General features: G+C 29.8%; 27 protein-coding genes. 3 read left to right on the top strand and 24 right to left on the bottom strand.

Going from position 1 to position 26798, the window contains the following annotated elements:
* Positions 1 to 113 precede the first annotated feature (113 nt).
* The 10 genes from trmB to I6E15_RS01005 all read right to left on the bottom strand — a co-directional run bounded on the left by trmB (position 114) and on the right by I6E15_RS01005 (position 10112).
* The gene (gene trmB, locus I6E15_RS01050) at positions 114 to 812 is read right to left on the bottom strand and encodes a tRNA (guanosine(46)-N7)-methyltransferase TrmB (RefSeq protein WP_235243522.1); all 699 of its coding nucleotides are present in this window, start codon (positions 810 to 812) and stop codon (positions 114 to 116) included.
* Between the two features lie 11 nt (positions 813 to 823).
* Positions 824 to 2035 carry a 3-deoxy-D-manno-octulosonic acid transferase gene (locus tag I6E15_RS01045; protein ID WP_235243520.1) on the bottom strand — a complete coding sequence of 404 codons (1212 nt, stop codon included), beginning with the start codon at positions 2033 to 2035 and terminating at the stop codon, positions 824 to 826.
* A gap of 1 nt (position 2036) precedes the next feature.
* Positions 2037 to 2729: a (d)CMP kinase gene (gene cmk / locus I6E15_RS01040; protein ID WP_235243518.1), complete on the bottom strand. Its 693-nt coding sequence runs from the start codon at positions 2727 to 2729 to the stop codon at positions 2037 to 2039.
* 15 nt (positions 2730 to 2744) lie between these two features.
* Positions 2745 to 3677, bottom strand: coding sequence for a 50S ribosomal protein L11 methyltransferase (gene prmA, locus I6E15_RS01035; protein ID WP_235243516.1), 933 nt, complete (start codon positions 3675 to 3677; stop codon positions 2745 to 2747).
* A gap of 12 nt (positions 3678 to 3689) precedes the next feature.
* Positions 3690 to 4481, bottom strand: coding sequence for a TIGR00282 family metallophosphoesterase (locus I6E15_RS01030; RefSeq protein ID WP_235243514.1), 792 nt, complete (start codon positions 4479 to 4481; stop codon positions 3690 to 3692).
* Positions 4482 to 4659: 178 nt separating this feature from the next.
* Entirely contained in the window at positions 4660 to 5004 is a 345-nt protein-coding gene (locus I6E15_RS01025; RefSeq protein ID WP_235243512.1) for a DUF1667 domain-containing protein, read from the bottom strand.
* A complete protein-coding gene (locus I6E15_RS01020; RefSeq protein ID WP_177160842.1) occupies positions 5004 to 6263 on the bottom strand; it encodes an NAD(P)/FAD-dependent oxidoreductase in 1260 nt (419 codons plus the stop codon). The genes I6E15_RS01025 and I6E15_RS01020 overlap by 1 nt, the downstream gene beginning before the upstream one ends.
* Positions 6264 to 6275: 12 nt before the next feature.
* Positions 6276 to 7712, bottom strand: a complete 1437-nt coding sequence (locus I6E15_RS01015; protein ID WP_235243510.1) for an NAD(P)/FAD-dependent oxidoreductase — start codon at positions 7710 to 7712, stop codon at positions 6276 to 6278.
* 146 nt (positions 7713 to 7858) lie between these two features.
* The gene (gene glpK / locus I6E15_RS01010; protein WP_235243508.1) at positions 7859 to 9355 is read right to left on the bottom strand and encodes a glycerol kinase GlpK; all 1497 of its coding nucleotides are present in this window, start codon (positions 9353 to 9355) and stop codon (positions 7859 to 7861) included.
* A 25-nt stretch (positions 9356 to 9380) separates the two neighbouring features.
* Complete coding sequence (locus I6E15_RS01005) at positions 9381 to 10112, bottom strand: MIP/aquaporin family protein (RefSeq protein WP_235243506.1); 732 nt, start codon at positions 10110 to 10112, stop codon at positions 9381 to 9383.
* 322 nt (positions 10113 to 10434) lie between these two features.
* Here I6E15_RS01005 and I6E15_RS01000 point away from each other — a divergent pair, with 322 nt between their 5' ends.
* Positions 10435 to 11205, top strand: coding sequence for an IclR family transcriptional regulator (locus I6E15_RS01000; RefSeq protein WP_235243504.1), 771 nt, complete (start codon positions 10435 to 10437; stop codon positions 11203 to 11205).
* Between the two features lie 54 nt (positions 11206 to 11259).
* Here I6E15_RS01000 and argH read toward each other — a convergent pair whose 3' ends face one another.
* From argH to I6E15_RS00985, 3 genes are all read right to left on the bottom strand, one after another.
* Positions 11260 to 12675 (bottom strand): argininosuccinate lyase, encoded by a 1416-nt coding sequence (argH, locus tag I6E15_RS00995; protein ID WP_235243502.1) that lies wholly within the window; start codon positions 12673 to 12675, stop codon positions 11260 to 11262.
* 291 nt (positions 12676 to 12966) lie between these two features.
* Entirely contained in the window at positions 12967 to 14499 is a 1533-nt protein-coding gene (locus I6E15_RS00990) for an AbgT family transporter (RefSeq protein WP_235243500.1), read from the bottom strand.
* A gap of 166 nt (positions 14500 to 14665) precedes the next feature.
* Positions 14666 to 15517 carry a S1 RNA-binding domain-containing protein gene (locus I6E15_RS00985; RefSeq protein ID WP_235243498.1) on the bottom strand — a complete coding sequence of 284 codons (852 nt, stop codon included), beginning with the start codon at positions 15515 to 15517 and terminating at the stop codon, positions 14666 to 14668.
* A gap of 160 nt (positions 15518 to 15677) precedes the next feature.
* On the opposite strand from I6E15_RS00985, the gene I6E15_RS00980 reads away from it, so the two are divergent.
* On the top strand, positions 15678 to 15851 hold the full coding sequence (locus I6E15_RS00980) for an HTH domain-containing protein (RefSeq protein ID WP_177160849.1): 174 nt from the start codon (positions 15678 to 15680) through the stop codon (positions 15849 to 15851).
* 108 nt (positions 15852 to 15959) lie between these two features.
* On the opposite strand, the gene I6E15_RS00975 is transcribed toward I6E15_RS00980, so the two are convergent.
* The 11 genes from I6E15_RS00975 to I6E15_RS00925 all read right to left on the bottom strand — a co-directional run bounded on the left by I6E15_RS00975 (position 15960) and on the right by I6E15_RS00925 (position 25539).
* The gene (locus I6E15_RS00975; RefSeq protein WP_235243497.1) at positions 15960 to 16247 is read right to left on the bottom strand and encodes a putative quinol monooxygenase; all 288 of its coding nucleotides are present in this window, start codon (positions 16245 to 16247) and stop codon (positions 15960 to 15962) included.
* Between the two features lie 10 nt (positions 16248 to 16257).
* On the bottom strand, positions 16258 to 16881 hold the full coding sequence (locus I6E15_RS00970; RefSeq protein ID WP_235243495.1) for a flavodoxin family protein: 624 nt from the start codon (positions 16879 to 16881) through the stop codon (positions 16258 to 16260).
* A 30-nt stretch (positions 16882 to 16911) separates the two neighbouring features.
* Positions 16912 to 17805: a GTPase Era gene (era, locus tag I6E15_RS00965; RefSeq protein ID WP_177160852.1), complete on the bottom strand. Its 894-nt coding sequence runs from the start codon at positions 17803 to 17805 to the stop codon at positions 16912 to 16914.
* Positions 17802 to 18605, bottom strand: a complete 804-nt coding sequence (locus tag I6E15_RS00960) for a tyrosine-type recombinase/integrase (RefSeq protein WP_235243492.1) — start codon at positions 18603 to 18605, stop codon at positions 17802 to 17804. The genes era and I6E15_RS00960 overlap by 4 nt, the downstream gene beginning before the upstream one ends.
* A 1-nt stretch (position 18606) precedes the next feature.
* On the bottom strand, positions 18607 to 20268 hold the full coding sequence (gene recN, locus I6E15_RS00955) for a DNA repair protein RecN (RefSeq protein WP_235243491.1): 1662 nt from the start codon (positions 20266 to 20268) through the stop codon (positions 18607 to 18609).
* Positions 20262 to 21068: an NAD(+)/NADH kinase gene (locus I6E15_RS00950; RefSeq protein ID WP_177160855.1), complete on the bottom strand. Its 807-nt coding sequence runs from the start codon at positions 21066 to 21068 to the stop codon at positions 20262 to 20264. Before I6E15_RS00950 ends, recN begins: the two co-directional genes overlap by 7 nt.
* 20 nt (positions 21069 to 21088) lie before the next feature.
* Positions 21089 to 22195 carry a murein hydrolase activator EnvC family protein gene (locus I6E15_RS00945; RefSeq protein WP_235243489.1) on the bottom strand — a complete coding sequence of 369 codons (1107 nt, stop codon included), beginning with the start codon at positions 22193 to 22195 and terminating at the stop codon, positions 21089 to 21091.
* Positions 22195 to 23016, bottom strand: a complete 822-nt coding sequence (locus I6E15_RS00940) for a permease-like cell division protein FtsX (protein WP_177160857.1) — start codon at positions 23014 to 23016, stop codon at positions 22195 to 22197. Before I6E15_RS00940 ends, I6E15_RS00945 begins: the two co-directional genes overlap by 1 nt.
* A gap of 92 nt (positions 23017 to 23108) precedes the next feature.
* A complete protein-coding gene (locus I6E15_RS00935) occupies positions 23109 to 24038 on the bottom strand; it encodes a transketolase family protein (protein ID WP_177160858.1) in 930 nt (309 codons plus the stop codon).
* Positions 24039 to 24075: 37 nt separating this feature from the next.
* Entirely contained in the window at positions 24076 to 24897 is an 822-nt protein-coding gene (locus tag I6E15_RS00930) for a transketolase (protein ID WP_177160859.1), read from the bottom strand.
* A gap of 36 nt (positions 24898 to 24933) precedes the next feature.
* Positions 24934 to 25539, bottom strand: a complete 606-nt coding sequence (locus I6E15_RS00925; protein ID WP_235243487.1) for a hypothetical protein — start codon at positions 25537 to 25539, stop codon at positions 24934 to 24936.
* 143 nt (positions 25540 to 25682) lie between these two features.
* Here I6E15_RS00925 and I6E15_RS00920 point away from each other — a divergent pair, with 143 nt between their 5' ends.
* Entirely contained in the window at positions 25683 to 26774 is a 1092-nt protein-coding gene (locus I6E15_RS00920; RefSeq protein ID WP_235243486.1) for a linear amide C-N hydrolase, read from the top strand.
* The last annotated feature ends 24 nt before the right edge of the window (positions 26775 to 26798 follow it).

Here is a 26798-nt window from a genome sequence, read left to right as displayed (position 1 = left end):
ACCATATAAAGTAAAAATATTAAATTAAACAATTTTTATCATAGAAAGTTAAGATTTACAGAAAACTCTTCACACCCTCCCTTTTTAACTATGAACATAAGCGTATAGCTCTTCTATTTTATTTTTTGTATCTCAATATAATTTATATTTTTCTTAAATTTATTTAAGAAAAGTTGCTCAAACTCTGTTAAAACATTATCAACTGCTTTTTCACTTTTATGAAGATCTGAAGTATGATAAACAACCTCATAATTTTTTATATCTTTCATAAGTTCTAACACATCAAGATAATATTGGTCATGGTCAGTTTTAAAGAATAGTTTTCCTCCAACTTTCATAACTTTATCTAAAGTTTCAAATAAAGCTCCTTGGATTATTCTATTTTTTTCATTTCCTTCCCAAGGATCTGGAAAGTTGATATACATTCCCTCTATCTCATTTTCTCCCATAAACTCTGGAATTTCTTCACCAAATCTTCTTAAAAATAAAACATTAGTTAGTCCATAATTTTTTGATTTTCTAGCAGAAGAATGAAGTCTTTTAAATCTTAATTCCATAGCCACATGATTTCTCTCAGGATATTTTTGACACATTCCAATGGCAAAATTTCCACTTCCTGAACCAATCTCTATATATATTGGGTTGTCATTTTTAAAATACTCTTTCCATTTTCCTTTATATGAGTTCATTATATCAGCATCATACATTATATATTCTGGATATTCCTTTAATCTTTCCATATAAGGGTTATAGTGTTTTTTTGGTTTTTCAAAGAAGTGTTCCCAATACTCTTTTACTCTTGTTTCTGTCATTGTTCCTCCGTCTATATTTTTTCTAAAATCTTTTCAGCTACATTTTGATTTTCTCTAAAGAAATCCTCTATTTTTTTACTATCCAAATCATTTTTTTCTATTTTTAAAATATTCTCGTAGATTTCTTCTGAATTTTCAGCTAAATATCCTATCTCTCTTTTTAAAACTTCCTTAGAAATATCCTTTACATTTTGAAGATATTTTCCAAAAATTGGAGTTTTTCTATAAAATAGTGGCTCTAATAAACTATGCCCTCCGATATTTACCAAAGTACCACCTACAAAAGTTACATCTGCTATAGAATAAAATTTTCTTAAAATTCCCATTTTATCAACTATCAAAACTTGATAATCCCCCTCTTCCAACTCACTATATTTTTTATAAGTAAGCCCTTGAGATTTTATAAGCTCCTCTAATTTAGGTATTCTATCAAGATGTCTTGGAACTAATACAAGAAGATAATTTTTTAATTTTTTAAAGCTATCTATTAAAATCTCATCTTCACCAGTTCTTGTACTTCCACAGACAAATATTTTCTTTCCATTATAGTAGATTTGATTTTTAAGGTTTTCTTTTGACTCCTCAGAAAAGTTTTCCAATTCAATGTCAAATTTAAGATTTCCTGTAACTTCTACTCTATTTTTTTTTGCTCCAAGCTCTATAAATCTCTCTTTATCAATCTCAGTTTGCACACAGAAAAAATCTATTTTTTCCCCTAAAAGAGATTTTAAGATAAATCCAATCTTTTTATCTCTTTTAAAACTTTTATCAGAAATTCTTCCATTGGCTAAGATAACTTTTCCTGCTTTTGAGCAAAGATTTATTAAGTTTGGCCATATCTCAGTTTCTATTACAATCAAAGTTTTTAATCTTATACTTTTCAAAATAGTTTTTATCAAGAAATAATCATCTAATGGAAAATAGATAATTTTTATTCTGTCATTAGTAGAATATTTTTTCTCAGCTGTCTCAAATCCTGTATCAGTAAACACACTTAAAAGTATATTTTCAGATTTTTTTTCAAGGATTTTTTTTATCAAAGAATCTGAAAGGTTTACCTCTCCAACAGATGAACAGTGAATCCAAATATATTCCTTTTCATTTTTCAAGAAAGCAAAATCTTGAAAAAATCTTCTCTTTAAAAACTCTCTTTTTTTACTATTAAAAATATACACAAACACAAGAGGTATATAGATAACAAGTCTAAAAAAATTATACAACATCTTATTCTCCTTGTTCTTCCTCACGTCTTGCTTTTTTCTCTTTTGCTACTCCTATAAACACTCCAAGTTTTGCCACTGTTTCATCAATAGTATCTCCATCAGTGCTTATTTCAACAGCATCACTAGCCTTTTTTAGAGGTCCTTCTTTTCTAGTTGAATCTATAAAATCTCTCTCTAAAATACTTGCTAAAACTTTTTCATAATCTTCGTGGATACCTTTTTCCTCGTAATCTTTCATACGTCTTTTAGCTCTCTCTTCAGGAGATGCCACTAAAAATATTTTTAAGTCAGCGTTAGGGAAAACAACTGTTCCTATATCTCTACCGTCAAGAATAACATCTTTTCCTTCACTGATTTTTCTTTGAAGTTCTACCATTTTTTCTCTTATCTCTTTGATTTTTGCTACATATGAAACCATTCCTGTAACTTTTGGAGTTCTTATCTCTAAAGACACATCTTTTCCATTTAAGAAAAATTTATCTTTTTCAATATCTATATTTATAAGTGGTAAGTTTTCTTCTATATTTTTTTTCTTGTCTATGCTTATTTCATTTTCTATAAAATATAAAGCACACATTCTGTACATTGCCCCTGTATCTAAATATGTCATTGCATATTTTTTAGCAAGTATTTTTGCTACTGTACTTTTTCCACTTCCAGCTGGTCCGTCAATTGCAACTATAAAATTTTTCATTTTCTTCCCCCATATCTATATATTTTTCATTAAAATTGCTCTCCACTCTTTATCAGCTTTGATTTCTAATATTTCAAGCCCTACTTCTTTTATGGCTCTTGTCATCTCGTCTAATTTATCTTCGATAATTCCTGAGAAAATAACAAGTCCATCTTTTTTAACTACTTTTGATATATCTTTTAAAAGAATAAGAAGTACATCTGCTAAGATATTTGCCACAACTACATCAAACTTTTTATCTTGAACTACTGAAACCAAATCTCCTGCATAAGCTTTTGCTTTTTCTTCGTCCACTTTATTAAGAGCTAAGTTTTCTCTTGCAACTTCTACTGCCATTGGGTCGATATCTGTTCCAATAATCTCTTTTGCTCCAAGCTTTTCAGCAGCTATCATCAAAATACCTGAACCTGTTCCAACGTCGATTACTGTATCATTTGAGGAGATATTTTTTTCCATAAGTTTGATACAAAGAGATGTTGTTGGGTGAGTTCCTGTTCCAAAAGCTCTTCCTGGGTCTAATTCAATTATAAGCTCATCATCTTGTGGCTCATATTCTCTCCAAGTTGGTTTTACAACAAATCTCTCACTTATTTTTTGAGTGTAGAAATACTTTTTCCAACTATTTTGATAATCTTCCTCATCATATTCATAAAACTCTACTGTATAAACTAAATCTTCTCTCTCTGCAAATTTTTCATCAAAAGCATTTTGTATAGCGATTTTTCTTCTTTCAGAGTATGGATTGATTGGGAAATAAGCTGATACTGCATTTTCTACCATCAAAAATTCTTTTTCATCTCTATAATAATCTAGTGAGTTTTTATGAGTTAATGGTTCTTCTATCTTAAGTCCTGTAGCACCAAAGTCATAAAAAACATCTCCTATCTCTTTTTTAGCTTTTTCTAAATCATCACTTTCATAAACAACTTTTATTTCTAAAACTTTCATCTAAACTTCCCCCTACATTTTTTCTATCTGTTCTAACGAAAGATTTATTCTATCTATTTTTTTACATTTTCCAGTTTCTTCATCTATCTCTATATCAAGTCCGTTGAATCTTTCCATTCCCTTAGCTATCTCAAATCTTTGAGGAAGAGCTGTCAAAAATTTAGGAATTATAGAATTTACGTCCATTCCAATTATTCCATTATCAGACCCTGTCATTCCAGCATCAGAAATAAATCCTGTTCCTTCAGAAAATATTGTTTCATCTGCTGTTTGAACGTGAGTATGAGTTCCATATAATACAGAAATTTTTCCGTCCATATATTTTCCCAAAGCTATTTTTTCAGAAGTAGCCTCTGCGTGAAAATCTATAATTATTATTTTACAAGATTTTCTCATCTCTTCTACAACTTTTTCCAAAGTTTTAAAAGGACAATCAATTGGTGGCATAAATACTCTACCTTGAACAGATATAACTCCAACATCTATCCCTTTTCTGCTTTTTACTATTGTATATCCTTTTCCAGGAACTCCCTCTGGATAATTTATTGGTCTTAAAAGTCTATCGCTTTCGTCTAAATATGTATAAATCTCTTTTTTATCCCAAATATGATTTCCACTAGTTATAACATCTATATTTTTTTCAAAAAATTCATCAGCAATTTTAGCTGTAATTCCAAAACCTGCTGCTGCATTTTCTCCATTTACTATTATAAAATCATATTCTTCACTAAATTTTTTTAAATATGTTTCCAAAGTCTTTCTTCCAGGACTTCCTACTACATCTCCTACTACTAATACTCTCATTTTTCCTACTTTCTTTTTGTAATTTTATATTCAATATTTTATTATATCATTTTTTTCTAAAATTTTAAAGAAAAGTTGCCTTTTTTTAACAAAATAATAAATAAAAATTTTTTACAAAAAATGGAGCTGTCGCAAATGCAACAACTCCATTTAAAATAGGGTTAACTTAGGGTATAATTTACATATCTCTACAAGCTACTACATCAACACCTGTTCCCAAAACATTTTTTATAACAACATCTCCTGTTTTTACTGGTGAATGTAATAAAACTTTTGCTAATTCTTCCATACATTTAAAGTTTAAATCTTTTGGAATAGCACCGTCTGTTTTTACAGGCATTCTTCTATGAAGTCCACCTTCAATTCTCACTGTTGATGTTATAACTCTTTTTGGAGCTACTAACTCCTCTTTTGCGTACTCTGCTCCTCTTGGACAAGTATTTCCTTTTACATCTAATGTTTCAGTATCTATTGTTAAATGACAACCCATTGGACAAACAATACATATCATCTCTTTTTTCATTATTTATCCCCTCCTACAAGTTCTACAACAATTTCTTTACCTTTTATTGTTTCAAGTTTAGATTTTGGTATCATTATTTTTTCCATTTCTCCTGGAGCTACGTGAGGTTTTTTCAAACTTAAAATAACATTTTCTCCATCTTTCACTTGAAGAGTCATATTTTTATAAATATTTCTAACTCTCATAAATACTTCTAGACCTTTATCCACATTATTTAATCTGAATTTTTGAGGAACTGTATATCCAATTCCAAATCCATTTTTAAGTTCTATATATTCTCCAGATGTTAATTGTCCTTTAATATATTTTGCTGCAGCAGCTCCAGCTTTTCTCGCTTCAGCACTTACAAAGTCAACAAGATCGTGAACGTGTAAAACATTTCCACAAGCAAATATTCCTTCAATGTTTGTTTCCATAACTTCGTTTACAACAGCTCCTGAAGTTCTTCCATCTATCATAACACCAGTTGCTCTCGAAATATCATTTTCTGGAATTAATCCAACTGATAGAAGTAAAGTATCTACTTCATATTCTTTTTCAGTTCCTGGAATAGGTTTTCTATTTTCATCAACTTTTGCTATTACAACTTTTTCAACTCTTTCTTTTCCTTGAATATCTATTACAGTGTGGCTTAAATATAGAGGAATATTATAGTCATTTAAACATTGAGCAATATTTCTTGCTAACCCTCCAGAGAATGGCATAAGTTCTACAACGGCTTTTACTTCTGCCCCTTCTAAAGTCATACGTCTTGCCATAATAAGTCCTATATCTCCAGAACCTAGAATAAGAACTTTTTTACCTACCATATATCCTTCCATATTAACAAATCTTTGAGCTGCCCCTGCTGTAAATACTCCAGCTGGTCTTTCTCCTGGAATTCCGATAGCTCCTCTTGTTCTTTCTCTGCAACCCATAGCAAGAATAACAGCTTTGGCTTCAATTAACATATATCCGTCAACACTATTTATTGCGTGAATTTGTTTTTCTGGAGTTACATCTAAAACCATTGTATCTAGTTTATATTCAATTTTCATCTCTTTTAATTGGTCTATAAATCTTCCAGCATACTCAGGTCCTGTTAACTGTTCTTTAAACTCATGTAATCCAAATCCATTGTGGATACATTGTTGTAAAATTCCACCTAATTCTTTATCTCTTTCTATAACTAAAATACTTTCAATTCCGTTTTTCTTAGCTTCAATAGCTGCAGCTAATCCTGCTGGTCCTCCACCAACTACTACTAAATCATATCTCATCTTTCGTCCTCCCTATTTAGAAACTTTTGTTTCAGTTGTAAGAATATAAGCACCTTTTTTATCAAGAACTATTTCGTTTAATTCTTTTCCAAGTTCTCTTGCCAAAATTTCTTGAACTCTTGGTCCACAGAAACCACCTTGACATCTTCCTGTTCCTGGTCTGCATCTTTTCTTAACTCCGTCAACTGTTCTAGCTCCTACCATTCTGTGAATAACATCAACGATTTCTCCCTCAGTTATGCTTTCACATCTACAAATTATTCTTCCATATCTTGGATCTTTTTTAATAACTTCAGCTTTTTCTTCTGGACTAAGTTCTATGAAATGAATTTGAGGTTTATTTTGTTTAAACTCTTCTTTTTTAATAGCTCCTAATTTTTCAACTACCATTTTTGCAACATCTACTCCGATTGCTGGTGCTGAAGAAAGTCCTGGTGATTTTGTTCCAGCTATGTTAAAGAAGTTTGGAGCATCACTTACTTCTCCTATTATGAAATCTCCTGTACTTGATTCAGCTCTAATTCCTGTAAAGTTTCTGATACTATCTCTATAATTTATTCCAGAAATTGTTTTTTCAGCTTGTCTTCTAATATCATCAAGTCCGTGAGTAGTAGTTCCTACATAATCTTTGCTTTCAACATCTTCAGCTGTTGGTCCTACCATTATATTTCCATGAACTGTTTTTGTAACTAAAATTCCTTTTCCCATTATTGTTGGACATTGGAAAAGAACTGAATTTGTTAATTTTCCTTGTACCTTATCTAGTACATAGTACTCTCCAATTCTTGGGTGGATATCAAAATGATTTTTACTTACCATATCGTTTATTTTATCAGCATAAACTCCTGCTGCATTTATTACTACTTTTGTTTCAAAAGTTCTTCCATCTTTTAATATTACTTTATAACCATCTTGAAGTTTTTCTATATTTGATACTTCTGCATCAACTAAAACTTCTGTTCCATTTAGGGCTGCATTTTCTAGTAATTTTATTGTAAATTCCCAAGGTCCTACTATTCCAGCACTACCAGCATAAAGAGCTGCAACTACATTTTTATTTATATTTGGCTCTCTTCTTAAAATTTCATCTTTTTCCAAAATTTCCATTTGAGGAACTCCATTTGTAAGTCCTCTTTGATATAGTTTTTCTATATGTTTTCTCTCTTCTTCAGAAAAAGCTAAAACATAAGAACCTACATTTTTGTAAGGAGCACCTATTTCTTTACATAAAGACTCATACATTCCAGCTCCTAAAACATTATATTTTGCCATTAAAGTTCCCTCTTTTGCGTCATATCCAGCATGAACTATTGCAGAGTTAGCTTTTGATGTTCCATTTGAAACATCATTTTCTTTGTCTAAAACCATAATATTTAATTTGTACTTTGATAATTCACGAGAGACTGCAGCACCCATTACTCCTGCTCCGATTACAATAACATCTAACATATTTACCTCCCTAAAAAGTTAAAAAAAAGTCGTGCTTGAAAAAGGGGGATACCCTTTCCTAAGTCACGACTCTCTATTACTCTAGTCTTTATTCAATTGCATATATAGTATGCCCCATTTTTTCAATTTTGTCAAGTTTTTTTAAATTAAATTTCTTCCCAAGCTCTTGATCTTTCTACTGCTTTTTTCCATTTCGCATATTTAGCTTCTCTTAAATCTTCTTCCATAGTTGGAGAAAATTCTCTATCTAATATCCAACTATTTTTAATTTCTTCTTTAGTTTCCCAAACTCCAACTGCAAGTCCTGCAAGATATGCTGCTCCTAAAGCTGTAGTTTCTAAAACTGTTGGTCTTCTTACTGTTTTTCCTAATATATCAGATTGGAATTCCATTAAGAAATTGTTAGCTGTTGCTCCACCATCAACTTTTAATCCGTTTAATTCTATTCCAGAATCTTCTTGCATTGCTTCTAGTACATCTCTAGTTTGGTAAGCTATTGATTCTAATGCTGCTCTTATAATATGATTTTTGTTAGCTCCACGAGTAAGTCCTAATATAGCTCCTCTAGCATACATATCCCAATAAGGTGCTCCAAGTCCAACGAATGCTGGTACTACATATACTCCACCATTATCTTTTACTTTTCTAGCAAAATATTCTGTATCTTTTGATTCTCCAACAAGTCTTAACTCATCTCTTAACCATTGAACAACTGCTCCACCTACAAAGATACTTCCTTCAAGAGCATATTGAACTTTTCCGTTAAGTCCGATAGCTATTGTTGTAACTAGTCCATTTTTACTTTGAACCATTTCTTCACCAGTATTCATAAGTAAGAAACATCCTGTTCCGTAAGTATTTTTTGCCTCACCTTTTTCAAAACAAGCTTGTCCAAATAATGCTGATTGTTGGTCTCCTGCTACTCCACAAATAGGTACTCTGTGTCCACCTTTTCCTCCAAGGTTAGCATATCCAAATGTTCCACTACTATCTTTTACTTCTGGTAACATTGATTTTGGAATTCCTAATTCTTTTAATAATTTTTCGTCCCACTCTAAATTTTTAATATTATAAATCATTGTTCTTGATGCGTTAGTATAATCTGTTGCGTGAACTTTACCATTTGTTAATTTCCAAATTAACCAAGTGTCAACTGTACCAAATAGTAAATCTCCTTTTTCAGCTTTTTCTCTAGCTCCTTCAACGTTATCTAATATCCATTTGATTTTTGTTCCAGAGAAGTATGCGTCTAATACCAATCCTGTATTTCCTTTTATATATTCAACTAAACCTTCTTTTTTTCTAAGCTCGTCACAAATTTGAGCTGTTCTTCTACATTGCCACACTATAGCATTGTATACTGGTTTTCCTGTATTTTTATCCCAAACTATTGTAGTTTCTCTTTGGTTTGTTATTCCAAGTCCTATTATATCGTGTTGAGAGATTCCTTCTCTAGCAATTACTTCAGCTAAAACTCCACTTTGGCTTGACCAAATTTCCATAGGGTCATGTTCTACCCAACCTTCTTTTGGATATATTTGTGTAAATTCTTTTTGTGCTATTCCAACTATTTTTTGGTTTTCATCAAATAATACTGCTCTTGAAGATGTTGTACCTTGGTCTAATGCTACTATGTATTTCATTTATTACCTCCCAGTTCTAATCAAATTATTGTATAAATCCTCTAAAGAAATTGTAAACAACTACTGCTAATATTCCTCCTACGATTGGTCCTACTACTGGTACCCAAGCATATCCCCAGTTTGACCCACCTTTACCTTTTATAGGTAATATTGCATGAGCAATTCTTGGTCCTAAATCTCTTGCAGGGTTAATAGCAAATCCTGTTGCTCCACCTGTTGATAAACCAATTACACAAATAAGCATTCCAACTAAATATGGTCCCATTCCTGATCCTACACCATTTTCAGTTTGATTGATTGCAAATATTCCTAGTAATAAAATAAATGTTCCTATCATTTCTGTTACTACGTTCCAAAATTTATTATCAACTGCTGGTCCTGTTGCAAAAACACCTAATTTTGTTCCAGCATCTTCTTCTAAATCCATTAAATCTTTGTAAGTTAAATAAGCTAATGTAGCTCCTAGCATAGCTCCTAATATTTGAGCTACTATATACCCTGGCACTAAAGACCAACTTATATCCCCTTTATATGCCATAGCTATTGTTAATGCTGGATTTAAGTGTGCTCCACTTATCCAACCTGTTAAATAAGCTGAAATAGTTACTGCAAGTCCCCAACCGAAACAAGTAGCTATCCAACCACCACCTTTTCCAAAGCTTCTCTTTAAACTAAGAGTCATATTGATACCATTCCCTAAAAGTAATAAAAGAGCTGTTCCTAAAAATTCTGCTAAATACATTGCTGATGCACTCATCACGTTACCTCCTTTGGATTCTGATAAAATTTTTGTAACAAAAAAAGACTCACACAAAAACCATAACTTGTTATCAAAGTTTTCACTTCACTACTAACAAGATACTAATTCCGTTCAAGCCTCTCTTCATCACTTAGCTATATTATTAACTCTTAATATGAGAATACCCTATCAAAACCTTTTTGTCAATATATTTTTATTTTTTTCTTTTTTAGAACAATAAAATTACATAACACTGTGATTTTTAGGGTATTTTTTTAATTTTTAGTTCCATAAACGGAATTTTTATAGTATAATATTAATAAAAAAAAGGGGTGATTTTTTGGAAGAAATAAAAAAAGTTATAGATAAAAAAGTTCCAGCTATTGAAAAAGCAGATAAAATTTTTGATTATTTATATAAAAAGGATAAAGCTACTCAGGCAAATATTGCTAAAGATTTAGATATTCCAAAAGCTACAGCCAATAGATTATTAGCTGTTTTGACAGATTTAAACTATCTTTCTTTTGAAGATAGATTTTATTCATTGGGAGAAAAATTTAGAATATTTTCTAATAAAAAAGACAAACATATTCTTATAAAAAATATTGCTCACCCTTATCTTGAAGAACTATCTATAAAATTTAAAGAAACTTTTAAACTAAGTGTTCTTGATGAAAATGTAGTTCGTTGTATTGCAAAAATTCAAAGTGGAGATTTAGTTAAAATTTCAGTTTCAGAAAATGCCATTTTCCCTTTACACGCTGGGGCTGCTAGTAAGGTTCTTATATCACAACTCAGTGAGTCAAAGCTCAACAAACTTTTGACACCAACCTTACCAAAATACACAGAAAATACTATCACTGATAGAGAGGAGTTAAAAAAAGAGCTTTTTAAAGTTAATATAAATAAAATTGCTTATGACAATATGGAGCATTCTGAACAAATCAAAGCTGTTGCAGTACCTATCCTAAATGAAAATAATAAAGTAATCGCTGCTATTAGCTGTCCCTGTTTTCCAGAATCTCTTACACCTGAAAGAACTAAAACAATATCTAAAGAACTAAAAAAAGTTGCCATTGAAATTTCAAAACGTTTGGCATATTTTAAATAATAACTAATAAGGGCTGTTGCAAATTTAATAAAAAATGCAACAACCCTATTTTATTTAAAAAATTTCATTTAGTTTATAATTTTTTAATTCTAAAACTTTTTCATCTATAAATTTGTCTACAATTTCAATATGTTTATCTATACTTTTTTCTGATGGTCCTCCTATTGATGTTCTTTTTTCAACACAGTTTTCAATATCAATCTCATTATAAATATCTTTTTCAAATAGATTATTAAAACTTTTATATTCTTCTAAAGATAAATTTTCTAAAGTTTTATTATTATCAATACAATAAGAAACCATACTTCCAACTATTTTATAAGCATCTCTAAAACTCATTCCCTTATTAGTCAAATAATCTGCTACATCTGTGGCATTAATAAAACCATTATAACAAGCTTTAAGCATCTTTTCTTTGTTAGGTTTCATCGTCTTTATCATTCCATTAAATACAGAAAAACAAGCTTTTACAGTATCCAAAGCATCAAAAACATTTTCTTTATCCTCTTGCATATCTTTGTTATAAGCCAATGGTATTCCTTTCATTGTAGTGAGTATTCCCATTAAATCTCCAAAAACTCTCCCTGATTTTCCTCTTATAAGCTCTGCTGCATCTGGATTTTTCTTCTGTGGCATTATACTACTACCTGTTGAAAAAGCATCACTTAATTCTAAATATCCAAAATCATTTGAACAATAAAGTATTATCTCTTCACAAAATCTTGAAAGATGAACCATTATTACAGATATATCACTTATAATTTCTATTACATGATCTCTATCTGACACTCCATCTAAACTATTCCATACAGGTCTTGAAAATCCTAAAATTTTGCTTGTATATTCCATATCTATTGGATAAGATGTCCCTGCTAAAGCTGCTGAACCAAGAGGAGATACATTCATCATTTCAAAACAATTTTCAAGTCTTTGATAATCTCTTCTAAACATCTCAACATACCCCAAAACATAATGAGAAAAACAAATTGGTTGAGCTTTTTGAAGATGTGTAAATCCTGGCATAAAAGTTTTTTTATTCTCTTTGGCTAATTTATTTAAAATCTCTATTATTTCAATCAAATATGATTCTATTTTTTTTATTTCGTCTTTAAGGTATAGTTTTAAATCAACAGCTGTCTGATCATTTCTACTTCTTCCAGTATGAAGTTTTTTTCCAATATCTCCTATTCTGTCTATCAGATTTTTTTCTATATTCATATGAATATCTTCATATTCTACCAAAAGTTTTATCTTTCCACTCTCTAAATCTTCTAAAATCTCTCTCAAAGTTTTTTCTATAAGTTTTGATTCTTCTAATGGGATTATCCCTTGTTTTCCCAGTCCTCTAACATGAGCTATACTCCCCATAACATCATAATAGGCTAATCTCTCCTCAAATTTTATTGTTGAATGAAAATCCAAAATAAGATTACTCGCTTTTTCTTTAAATCTTCCTGAAAAATATTGCATATTTCCTCCTTAATTCCCAATTTTTTTGTATAAAAAAAGCTGGTTAGCTCATAAAACTATCCAGCTCATCTTAATTATATAAATAATCAAAAAATAACTATCCCTTTTCTAGCTCACCAAATATAAAATATTTAATTTTTATATTTAAGTCTCCTTAGCAAAGTAAATAGCATATTTTTCATCTCCTTCAAAATTTTTTAAAGATTATACTCTTTATTTTTAGATTTGTCAACAAAAATATTTTTTAAAAAGAAAAAAGGCTGACAACCGCCAGCCTAATTTTTTTATTTATTACATTGAAAAGTGCATCATTACACCAGGTCCAATTGGTAGACCAAAGAAGTAGAATATCATTAATAGAACTGTCCATCCAGCTAAGAATGTTATTGAGTATGGTAACATTGTAGAGATAAGTGTTCCCATTCCACTGTCTTTATCAAATTTAGACATATAAGCAACGATGAATGCAAAGTATGACATTAATGGAGAAATTATATTAGTAGATGAATCTCCTATTCTGTACATAGCTTGAGTTAATTCTGGAGAGTATCCAAGTCTCATAAACATAGGGATAAATACTGGTGCTAAAATAGCCCATTTAGCTGATGCAGATCCCATAAATAAGTTGATGAATGCTGCAACTAAGATAAATGCTACGATTAATGGGAATCCAGTAAATCCTATTGCTTGTAAGAAATCTGCTCCTTTAACAGCAATTATTGTTCCTAATTTTGTATAAGAGAAGTAAACAATAAATTGAGATGCTACGAAAGCAAGAGCCATATATCCACCCATTGTTCCTAAAGATTTACCCATAAGTTTTGCAACGTCTTTATCATTTTTAATTGTTCCAACTGTTTTACCATAAGCATAACCTGGAATCATAAAGAATAGCATAATTACTGGTAATAATCCATCGTGCATAAATTTATTTAAGTTTCCACCTTCTCTAAATACTGCATTTGCAGGAACTGTTAAGTAAGCGATAACTGCTATAAATATAAGTAAAGCTATTCCAGCATTTCTTAATCCTTTTTTCTCAAGTTCTCCCATTTCAGTTAATTCTTCTTTGTAGTCACCTTTGTATTCTCCAAGTCTTGGTTCAACTATTTTTTCAGTAACTATTGTTCCTAATATAGTGATTAAGAATGTAGAAACCATCATAAAGTACCAGTTAGCTGTAGGTAATACTGTATAATCAGGAACGAATATTCTAGCTGCCTCAGTAGAAATTCCTCCTAATAGTGGGTCGATTGTTCCAAGTAGTAAGTTAGCTGAGAATCCTCCTGAAACTCCAGAGAATGCTGCAGCAAGTCCTGCTAATGGGTGTCTACCAACAGATGCAAATATGATTGCTCCTAATGGAATTAATACAACGTATCCAGCGTCAGACGCAATATTTGACATAACTCCTGCGAAAACCATAACAGCTGTTAATAATCTTGGTGGTGTAGATAAAACTAATTTTCTAAGAGAAGCATTGATAAGTCCTGTACCTTCTGCAACTCCAACCCCTAACATAGCTACTAAAACTGTTCCAAGTGGTGCAAAACCAGTGAAGTTTTTAGTCATAGTATTGAAAATATATCTAATTCCTTCAACGCTTAATAATGAATTAGCGTGAAGTGTAATATCTTCAATTTTTTTAGTTTTCATATTCATTCCTGTATAAGTAACTTCTACTCCAGCTCTTACACAAATTTCTGATATTACAATAACTGCTATTGATAGTATTAAGAATAGTGTTATTGGATGTGGTAATTTGTTCCCAACTTTTTCAACTCCGTCAAGAAACTTGTTAAAAAATCCTTTTTTTTGTTCCATATAAAACCTCCGTCTTGTTAAAATATACACATTTGTATTATAATATATTCTTGACAAAAAATCAACCCTATTTTTTCAAAAAAATTATACTATGAAATTACAAAATGCTTATCTATTATACAATAATTGGTACAGAAAATCAACATATTTTTTTAATACTAATATTCTATTTTTTTAATACAAAATTATCTCCCTTTTTCTCGATAAGACCTTGTTTTAAAAGACCTCCTATGGCTCTTTTAAAAGCTTTTTTACTTATTCCAAAATAATCATATATTTCTTCAGGGCTACTTTTATCATTAAAATGGAATGCTGATTTCAAAATTTTAATCTTTTCTAATATAAGTTCACCGTCATCATCTAATTGTTCAAAGGCTAGTTTTCTCGGAGCTAAATCTAGTTTTCCATCTTCTCTCACTCTTATTACTCTAGCTGTAACTTCTTCTCCTATCTTATATTCTTTAAAATATTCATTTTTAGGCATCATTCCAAAATATCTATCATCTACTGCAACAAAAACTCCAATATTTTCATCAATATTATATACAGTTCCTGTCACTGTATCATTTTTCTTATAATCTTTACAAGGTAATAAGAATTTATAAACTTTCATTGTAGCTGAAATACGTCCTTTTTTATCCTCATAAAGTCCCACTAAATATTTTTTTCCAACTTCTAATCTTCCAACCTCTTGTCCTTTTGGTAAAAGTAAATCTTTTTTTAATCCCCAATCAAGAAAAGCTCCGATTTTTGGATTAATATCTGTAACTTCTAATTTTGCAAGAGTTCCAATTGTTGCATAAGTTACTCTTAGAGTGGCTATCAATCTATCTTCTGAATCTCTGTATATAAATACTTCTAACTCATCATCTATCTCTAGTTTTTTGTCTAAAAGCTCCAACTCATTTTTAGGTAATAAAATGTTATCTGCTTCGTCCTCTGTTCCTGCGTCTAGGTATAATCCGATTGGAGTATAATTGTTGACTCTTAAAGTTTGTCTTTTTCCTATTTTTATCATTTTTTCCTCCTCAATATAAATAAAAAGTTGATATTTCATAATATCAACCGTTTTAAATATTATACACTTTATCATTAAAAAAATCAATTTTATTTTTTATTGACTTTTTCAATTTGCTATGATATCATTTTTGTATGAGTTAAAATAAGGAGGTAATAAAATGGAATTAAAAGATAAAGTATTAGAATTATTACAAAAATCAGAACCAATGAAAGCTGGAGAAATAGCTGAAGCTCTTGGAGAAGATAAAAAATTAATAGATAAAGCCATAAAAGAATTAAAAGCAGAGGAATCCATCATCTCTCCAAAAAGATGTTTCTACTCTGCTAAATAATTTTAAAATATTATATTGTTATTAAATTTTGAGACTGTTGTAAATTTAAAATATGTTATCTTTGATACATTCCCATACCTATTAAATTTACAACAGCTCTTTTTTTATTTAAAACTCAACTTCCTCATAAAGAGAAACTTCTGAAAACTCTCTTAACTTTCCAATCATAGGAACAATTCTTGTAAAATGTTCTGATTTGTTGTGAGAATTTATCGCTTCTTGGTCTCTCCATTTCTCAATTATAACAAAATTTTGAGGATTATTTATATCTTGATGTAACACATAAGAGATATTTCCATCTTCCTTTTGACTTTTCTCAACAAGTTCTCTTACAATCTTTTTATATTCATCAAGACACTCTTTTTTTATTGTACTTTTAGCTACGATAACTATCATATTCCACCTCTTATTTAATAAAGTTTGTTCTTACTCCTATTTCATTTTGAGGAACTTCTATACCGTTCTTTTTAGCAAGTTCAATACATTTTAAAATCCAAGCCATATTTTTTCCAAGATTTCTCATTGTTTGGATTCCCTCTTCATCTCTTAATACTTCTTCTGGGGTATTTCCGTGAACCATATTCCAATAAGATGATGACACTATTGGCATTTGACAAAGTCCTAAATATTTATTTAATACATCATAAGAAGCTGTTGTTCCGCCACGTCTTGCAGAAGTTATAACTGCCCCTGGTTTATGCATAAAAAGTTTTTTTCCTGCTACAAAAGCTCTATCAAGTAAAGAAATTATTCTTCCGCTTGGGTGTGCAAAATAAACTGGACTTCCAAAAATATATCCGTCAGCTTCACGAGCTTTCTTTAAAAATTCATTTAATATATCGTCGTTAAATACACAAGCACCATCTAAAGATTTACAACCTCCACAACCGATACAATCTCTTAAAGGAGCTCCACCAACATTAAATATTTCCCATTCTATTCCTTCTTTTTCTAAAACTTTCCCAATCTCAGTAAAAGCTGTATAAGTACAACCTTCATGAGAACTTCCATTAACCATTAAAACTTTCATTATACTTCCCTCCTAGACTTTTATACTAAATTATTCCTCATCAAAATATCCAAGTTCTTTAAGGAATGGTTTTTTCTTTCTCCAATCTTCTTTTACTTTAACCCATAGTTCTAAGAAAATATCTCTTCCAAGTAAAATCTCAATCTCGTGTCTAGCCTCAGTACCAATCTCTTTTAAAAGACGTCCACCTTTTCCAATAATTATTCCTTTTTGAGAATCTCTCTCAACATAAATATTTATATTAAATTTATCTTTTCCAGTATCTCTTTTTTCAACATTTATAATCTCAATGGCGATTGAGTGAGGTATCTCATCTCTAGTTTTTAATAAGATTTTTTCCCTTACAATCTCAGTGATTATTCTATAAACAGGCATGTCTGTATACATATCCTCTGGATAATATTGGATTCCCTCTTCTAAGAATGGGTCTATCTCATTTAAAAGTTTCCCAAGTCCTATTGCATATTCTCCCGCAATCTCAACTATTCCATCAAACTTACCAAGTTTTTCCTCAACTTCTTTTCTTTTTTCTTTAAGTTGCTCATCTGTAAGTTTATCAATTTTATTTATAACTAAGATTCTTGGAGTTCTTCTAGCTTCCAAAACTTTTTCCATTACAAATTGATCCCCTGTGCTTATCTCTTGAGTTCCGTCTAAAAGCATAAGTATAAGGTCAACATCTTTCAATATTTTTATAGCTGAAGATGTCATATATTCCCCTAAAAGATGTTTAGGTTTGTGAATCCCTGGAGTATCAATAAAAATATATTGATTTCCTCCCATATTTAAAATTCCTTTTATATTTTCTCTAGTTGTACCAGCTTTATTTGATACAATAGCTACTTTCTCATTTACCAATTTATTTATCAATGTAGATTTTCCTACATTTGGCCTTCCAACAACTGCTATAAATCCCGCTTTCATTTTAACCCCTCATCTCCTATTCCTATTCTCAGGTATTCTTTTTTTATTTTTTCAAATAACTCTATCTCGTCAAGTTCCTCTTCTGTATCCACTTTCTTTTTTTCAAGTATATACCTATTTTTTATCATACTAGGAACTACATTTCTATCAATTTTTGCAAGTTTTGCATATTTTATAAAATTAGTTTTAAATTTTTGGTTATCAACTCCCTCAAAGATAAAAAGAGAATCTATTTTATATTTTTCAACAAACTCTTTTATCTCTTGAGCTAATTCTGGATATACATCAATTATAGTAAAAATATTTCTTTGATTAAGAGAAAAACTTTTATAATCACTCTCTTTCAGTTGAAAAAGTTTTATCCCTAATATATCCACTATTTTTAATCCAGTAGATGCTAAAAGTTTTATAATTATCCTATCTCTTTCACCTACAAAATCATCTGGACAAATATCAATAATAGCCTTTAACTCTCTTTCTTCTATTTTGTCACGAATTTTTATATTTTTTCTACTTGTAGATATTTTATCAATGGGAGATTCTTTTATAATCTCCTTTTTTAATAAAAACTTATAAAAACTTTTTAAAGAAGTTATCTTTCTTATAACTGTATTTTCAGAATATCTATCTTTTATATATTGAAGATACCTATCAAGTTCTTCCTGTGTAACTTTATCCAAAGATACATCTTCTAAAAAATCTTCAAAAAACTCTAAATCACTTTTATAAAACTCAATGGTTTTTTTAGATATTACTCCCTCTCTATCTATTTCTTCTAAAAAATATTGTACTAACCCCATATTATTCCTCTGACAAAAGCTCTTTTGCATGTTCTATTACTGCCTCTGAAACATTTTCTCCTGCCAACATACGAGCTATCTCTGAAATTCTCTCTTCGTAAGAAAGTTTTTTTACAGATGTAAATGTTTCCCCATCTTTAGAAGTTTTCTTAATGTAATATTGTTCATTTGCTTTTGAGGCAATAGCTGGAGAGTGAGTTATACAAATAACCTGTGCATTTCTTCCAATCTCTTTTAATTTATCAGCTATTTTTCTGACAGTTTCTCCACCTACTCCTGTATCAATCTCATCAAAAATCAAAATAGGAATATTATCAACGTGGGAGAATATAACTTTTAGAGCAAGCATAATTCTACTGACTTCCCCACCTGATGCAATTTTTTGTAATGGTTTTGGTGGCTGTCCAATGTTCGTTGCAATAAAAAATTCTATTGCATCAGAACCATTTTTTGTCATAATATCTTTTTCTTCAAGTTTTATATCAAGTTTTGCGTCTTTCATATTAAGAAAATCTAGCTCTTTTCCAAGATTTTCCTCTATTTTTTTTATAAATCTTTTTCTGATGTCTCTCAATTCTTTTGCATATTTCCAATAATCTTCTCTAAATTTTTCTTTTTCTTTTAGAAGATTTTCAACTTCAAAGTTATTATCCTCTAAAGTTCTAAGTTTTTGTGAAATAGTTTTAGCATACTCTAAAACCTCGTCAATAGAACTTCCATATTTATTTTTTAATTTTTCTATAATATTTAATCTCTCTACCACTGCATCAAGGCGATTTTCATCTATCTCAATATCACTTTCAATCTGCTCAATAGTAGATGCACAGTCTTCAAGATCATAATATATTCTTTCAAGTTGCTCGTAAATATCTTCAAACTCTTTTCCACAATCTATAATTGATTCTATATTTTTTTTACAAGAATAAATAACACTTAAAGCATTTACCTCATCATTTTTTAGATAAAATCCAGACATTGAAAGTTTTTCTTTTATCTTTCCAGCATTAAAAAGTTTTTTATATTCAGATTCAAGCTCAATATCCTCATCTTTTTTTAGATTTGCTTTTTCTATCTCGTCAAGTTGAAATTCATAAAACTCTTTTTTATCTGCTGTTTCTTTTTTTTCTTTTTCTATCTCTTTTATTTTTACATCTACATTATTAAATTTTTCAAGGGATTCCTCTAGCTTTATTCTTACATTCTTAGCTTCTTCCTCTATAAATTTATCCAGAAGTTTTATATGATTTTCTCTGTTAAGAAGCATTTGATGAGAGTGTTGTCCCACAATATCAACTAAAGTTTTCATAACTTCTTTAAGTTTACTACGAGGAACTCTAGCTCCATTTACAAAGGATTTTTCTTTTCCCTTTGTATCAAGGGTTCTTCTTATTATAACTTCGTTGTCTTCTGTATCTATGTCCAATTTTTCAAGTTCAGTTTTTTGCTCCTCATTTATCTCAAAAACTCCCTGAGCCACCAACATATTTTCTCCGCTACGAAGCATATCAACACTTGCTTTTTCTCCTAAAAGAAGATTTATCCCACTTAATATTATGGACTTTCCTGCTCCAGTTTCCCCAGTAAGAGTAATAAGTCCATCACCAAATTCAAGATTAAGTTTTTCTATAATGGCTAAATTTTCAATCAATAATTCTCTTAGCATAAATTATCTCCCCATTTTAATTTTTCTTTTAGGATAGAATAATAATTTCTTTCCTTTGGTAAAACTAAATTAAGTTTTTTATCAGAATAACTAATAGTAATTTTGTCATTAACATTTAATTTTTTTATAAAATCCCCATCTATTATCAAAAAATTACTTACATCATTATAATTAACTTTGGCGTACAAAACCTCCTCAGATGATAAAACAATCGGTCTTGTAGAAAGATTGTGAGGTGCAATAGGAGTTATAATAATTGCGTCAAGATAATATGAAACAATAGGTCCTCCAGCTGAAAGAGAATATCCTGTTGACCCAGTTGGAGTGGCTATAATTACTCCATCACCAGTATAGGTATTTATTTTTCCACTATCTGAAAAAATATCTACAGAGACTAATTTTTTATCTAAAGGTCCAGTAGTTATCACTACCTCATTAAGTATATTATAAGTTTCATTATTTATTTTTGCATCTAAAAGTCCTCTACTGTATATTTTATAATCTCCTTTTAGATAGCTTTCGCAAATCTCACGAGCCTCTATCTCTTTTATCTCCGTAAGAAAACCTAACCTTCCTGCATTAATAGCTATCACAGGGATAGATTCATTTTTTATTATCTCCTTTGAAGCTCTAAGAAGTGTCCCATCTCCACCGATTACAATAGCAAAAGTTGCCTCAGTAATTTTTTCTTTTGGTAGGAGAGATATATTTTTTTCTTTCAAAAAATTCTTCAAATCTGTATAAATCTCAACAGCTTTTGCTTTTGTAGAATTATAAAAAATAACACATTTTTCTTTCATATTTCTCTCCTAACAACACTTTATAAAACATTGATTGGGTTAATTGATTTCAAGTTAAGTCTAACTTCGTAATAAAGAACTGGTTTTCCGTCCATAGAAAGTCCTAAAACTCCAATGTCCTCTCCTTGATTTACTTTTTTTCCAACTGTAACTTTAGAAGAGATTAAGTTTCCATAAACTCCGATTGTATTATATCCATAATCAATCATTACAACTTTACCAAGACCTTGAATTTTTCCAACATAGATAATTTTTCCTTTATGGGTTGTTCTTACTGGAGCACCTAGTCTTGATTCTATCTCTACACCATTACTTGAAATATTTTGTGTTTTCTTCTCTCTAAATTGAACTACAACTTTTCCATCTTCTAAAGGTTTAACCCCTTTACCAAGTCCTTTAATAGCCACTGAATAATCTACACTCTTACTTGGTTTAGAAACCGATTGTGAATAGATAATTTTTTCAATCTCTTTTTGAATACGAGCTTTCTCTTTTTCTAAAGAGCTTAATTTTGAAATATGTCTACTTTTTTCAGAATTAAGACGAGCTATCAAACGATTTTTTTCTTTTTCCTTTGATGCTGTAGCTTGTATATTTCTATTAAGTTGATTTTTCAAAGAACTTAATTTTTTCTTTTCATTTTCTATATTAGCACTGACAATAGAGATATCTTGTTTTACTCTTTTGATATGTTCTATTTTTTTCATATCATCATAAAGTATTTTTCCGAATTGTCTCTTAAGCATAGCATCTTCTTCAAAAGAAAGATTATTATTTTTTCTTCTACTCCATGCTATGATTTTTGCTTGAAACTCCGCTTTTTTTCTTTCTAGCTCTTTTTTACTAAAATCTAAGTTAATATGGCTATAGTCTATTTTCTTTAATGTAGCCTCTATATCATCTTCTATATTTTTTTTATCTTCATTTAACTTTACAATATCTTTTCTAATATCTTCAATCTGCTCTTCTAGTGATTTTTTTTGTGTATCAATTTTTTTTATAGCAAGTTTTTTTGAATTAATCTCCATATCTATTTTTTTTAGTTTATTAGTCATATTAGCTTTTGTATCAGAATAACTAACTAAACTTACAAAACATAATAAAAGAGATATGCACAACTTCTTCATTATTCATTCTCCCATCTTTCTTTTACTGGAAGTAACCAGATAATAATTATAACAAGTAAATTAAGGAAAAATTGTACCCATGATATTTGATTAATAGTCAAAACAGATGAGCAAATTTCACTAGAAATCAACCAATTTCTAATTAGATAATACACATTAAAAGCTATTACCTCTCCAGATAACACAGCTAAAGTAAATGGAAGAAGATTTATAGTTTTTGTAGCATTGATTGTATTTTTATTATATCCTACATTTATAAGAGTACCTACATAATCAATTTTAAACTGCATTGAAGCTATTGTTATAATTATAAATCCAACAAAAGCTGTACTTATAGTAAGGATTATTGATAACATATCAAAAAACTTAATCTTTCTATTTATATTATCAGAATAAGTAGTATCTAAAAAATATTCTTTTATCTCTTGAGTTGAGTCTAAAATCTCTTGTATTTTTTCAAAATTATTAAGATTTTTTACATATATTCTCAAAGAATCTGGCAATGGGTTTTCAGCTTGTGGAAGTACTATTCCCAAATCATTTTGAAGATTTTGAAAGGCTATAAAACTGTCGATGTATGTAACTTTTTTTATTTCAGGAATATTAAGAAGTTTTACTTCTAAATCCTTTTTTTGTTCAAGCGATAGATTATTTTGTAATTCAGCAGAAATAAAATCTGTATTTTTAAGGGTTTTTATTTGGTTATTGGTATTTAATATACCAGAAATAAAAAAATTAAAAACAATTGTAGCAAAAATAATGCTTAAAAAAGATTTTACCATTTCAAGGGAGATAAATAATTGTTTAGATTCGTTTTGCATATACTACCATCCTATCAAAAATTTGTTTAATAATAGGCTGTTGCAACTTTTACAAGTTTTAGCCAAAGTATGCAACAGCCTTAATAAAAAAATTATAAGTTTTCTTTTATTACAGAGATAAGTTTTTTAGAAGTTAATTCGTATTTTTCTAAAAGCTCATTTCCAGTTCCACTTTGACCAAATTGATCATAGATTCCAACTTTTTTAACTTTTGTTGGGTGTACTTCTGATAAAAATTCAGATACAGCAGAACCAAGTCCTCCAATTACAGAATGTTCTTCAGCTGTAACAATAAATTTTGTTTCTTGAGCAGCTTTTAATATTGTCTCTCCATCAAGAGGTTTGATTGTTCCTACGTTGATTACTCTAACTGAAATTCCCTCTTTTTCTAATTCTTCAGCAGCTTTTAAAGCCTCATAAGTAAGAAGTCCTGTTGCTGCTATTGTTACATCTTTTCCATCTCTTAGTGTATTTGCAATTCCGATTTGGAAATCATAAGTTTCTTCATCAAATATTACTGGTACTCCTAATCTTCCCATTCTGATATAAACTGGTCCGTCATATTCAGCAGCAGCGAAAACCATTTTTTTAGTTTCAGTTGCATCAGCTGGAGATAAAACAACCATTCCAGGGATAGATCTCATAAGAGCTATATCTTCTACTGATTGGTGAGATCCTCCGTCTTCTCCAACAGATATTCCTGCATGAGTAGGTGCAAGTTTTACATTTAATTTAGGATAAGCTACTGTATTTCTTATTTGTTCAAAAGCACGTCCTGCTTCAAACATTGCAAAAGTAGATGCAAATACTGTTCTTCCACAAGTTGCAAGTCCGGCAGCAGTTCCTACTAAGTCAGCCTCAGCTATCCCAACGTTTATATGTCTTTCAGGAAATACTTTTTTGAAAGAACTAGTTTTAGTAGAACCAGAAAGGTCAGCGTCTAAAACAACTACATCTTTATTTATTTTACCAAGTTCAACTAAAGCTTCTCCATAAGCTTCTCTTGTTGCTTTTTTTATCATTATTAAATCCTCCAAAAATTTTTTAAATCTTTTCTAATTAGTCATTACAAGATAATTCTTCTAAAGCTTTTTTACATTCTTCAGCTGTAGGTGCAACTCCATGGAATCCACAAACGTTTTCCATAAATGAAACTCCTTTACCTTTAACTGTTTTTGCAACAACTAAAGTTGGTTTACCTTTAACTGTTTTTGCTTCGTCAAGAGCAGCTATAATTTCTTCAAAGTTGTGTCCATCAATTTCGATTACGTGCCAACCAAAAGCTCTCCATTTATCCGCAACAGGTTCGATACCCATAACTTTATCAACATTACCATCTATTTGAAGATTGTTAAAGTCTAAGAAAGCACAAACGTTATCTAATTTGTAGTGGCTTGCTGTCATTGCAGCTTCCCAAACTTGTCCCTCTTGAGTTTCTCCATCTCCCATTATTACGTAAACTCTGTAATCGATTCCGTAGATTTTAGAGTTTAAAGCCATTCCATTAGCAACAGATAAACCTTGACCTAAAGACCCAGTAGAAATTTCTACTCCTGGTACTTTTTTCATGTCAGGATGACCTTGTAAAATAGAACCGTATTTTCTAAGAGTTTTTAAAAGAGATTTATCAAAGTATCCTCTTTCAGCTAAAGTTGCGTAAAGAGCAGGAGCAGCGTGTCCTTTAGATAAAACAAATCTGTCTCTGTTCTCCATTTTTAGATTGTTTGGATCAATATTCATTTCGTGAAAATATAATGTTGTTAAAATATCAGTAGCTGATAAAGATCCTCCTGGATGTCCAGATTTAGCCTCTGTTATCATAGAAACAATGTTTTTTCTGATTTCATTAGCTTTTGTTGATAAAAGATTAATATCCTTCATTTAAAAATTCCCCTTTCAATATTAATAATCATCATATTATATTATTTTTTTACTTATTTTGTCAAATTGTTTAACCAAAAAAGAACCATTTTTTATCAATTCTTTTTGCAAAGAATCATATTTTATGTTTCCTACCAATAAAAAACTTACTAGAAACAAACATAAAGGTCTAAATAATTTCCCCTCTTTTTTTATATCTCTTATAATTTTAATTACAGAAAAAATTCCAAGTAGAAAATATTCCTCCAAATTCTTTGTAGTATAAAGTGATATAAATAGTGATATAACTATAAAGCCTGCAAAAAAACTTTTTGATATAAAAGGTTTAAGTTCAAGTTTTAATATCGGCACATGTAACAAAGCCCCCCTTGACCAACCTTTTGGAAAAATATCAAATATAAAGTGTAATGTCAAAGCCATTGCAAAACCACTTATAAATATTCTCAAAAACTCACTTTTTTCCATTATGTAAAATTGTAAAAGAATTATTAAAATAAGAGGACTGTGAGTTACTATACTTCTATGTTTTAGATTTAGATGAAAATCCCAATCTGGAAACTTAATCCCAACATTAAAAGCAATAAAAATAAAAATTATTTTGTAAAAAATAATTTTATCAAAGGATTGAAAAAAACTGTCCACAGTATCACCTATTATAAATTTCTCTACTACTATTGTACTATATTTTTTGAAAAAAATCATCATTTAATTTTAAGAAAAATAAAATATTTCAAACTTTTTTGAAATAACAAAGTCTAAAAAAATATACAGCAAAGGAGGGACTTATGAAGAAAACAATATTATCGCTTTTTTTGATGGCATCAGCTATTACATATCCTTGTACTGGGATAAGTCTTAGGACTCAAAATGGAGATCTCGTCCAAGGAAGAACTATTGAATTTGGAGAAAGTAATATAAATGGAAAAATTATTATTTCTCCAAGGGGTAGAGAGTTTAAAGCTCTTACAACAGAGGGTAAAATTAATGGACTTAAGTGGAAGGCTAAATATGGATTTGTTGGAGCTAGTGTTGTGGTTGACCAGTTTATCGGAGAGGGGATAAACGAAAAAGGGTTAAATGCAGGACTTTTTTATTTTCCTCACTATGGAAGTTTAGCAGAACATGAAAAATCAAAAGCTAATATATCTATTGCTGATATGGAATTGGTAACTTGGATTTTGTCAAACTTTGAGACAGTAGATGAAGTAAAAGAGGAAATTAAAAAAATAAAAGTTGTAAATATTGGTTATGATGATAAAGGAAAACCTCTTCCAACAGCTCATTGGAGAATAGGAGACGTTAGAGGAAATAATATTGTTTTAGAAATAGTTAACAATGGTGAAATAAAAATTTATGATAATAAAGTTGGAGTATTAACAAATTCTCCTGACTATGAATGGCATATAAAAAATCTTAACAATTATATAAATATTTATTCTGGAAATGCTAACTCTTTTAATGTAAATGGAGAAGAATTATTTTCTTTTGGAGCTGGAACAGGAGCTTTGGGACTTCCTGGAGATATAACTCCTCCATCAAGATTTATTAGAGCATTTTTCTATGTAAATACTATCGGAGAGGTTGAAAATACAAAACTTGCAGTCAATAAAGCTTTTCATATTCTAAATAATTTTGATATACCTATTGAGATAGAGTTTCCAAAAGAATACAAAGGAAATATTCCAAAAGATGTAATAAGTGCTACTCAATGGACAGCAGTTAGTGACTTATCAAATAGAGAATTTTATTATAAAACTATGGATAACAGCCAAATAAGAAAAATTGATTTAAAGAAAATAGATTTTTCATCAGTTAAATATCAATCTTTTCCAATGGATAATAAAAAAGATAATTTCTTAGAAATAAATATTAAATAATAGAAAAAAAGGATTAACCCTCAT

The organism is Fusobacterium perfoetens (genome assembly GCF_021531475.1).
Lineage (GTDB): Bacteria > Fusobacteriota > Fusobacteriia > Fusobacteriales > Fusobacteriaceae > Fusobacterium_B.
This window is presented reverse-complemented; position numbering and strand designations above follow the sequence as displayed.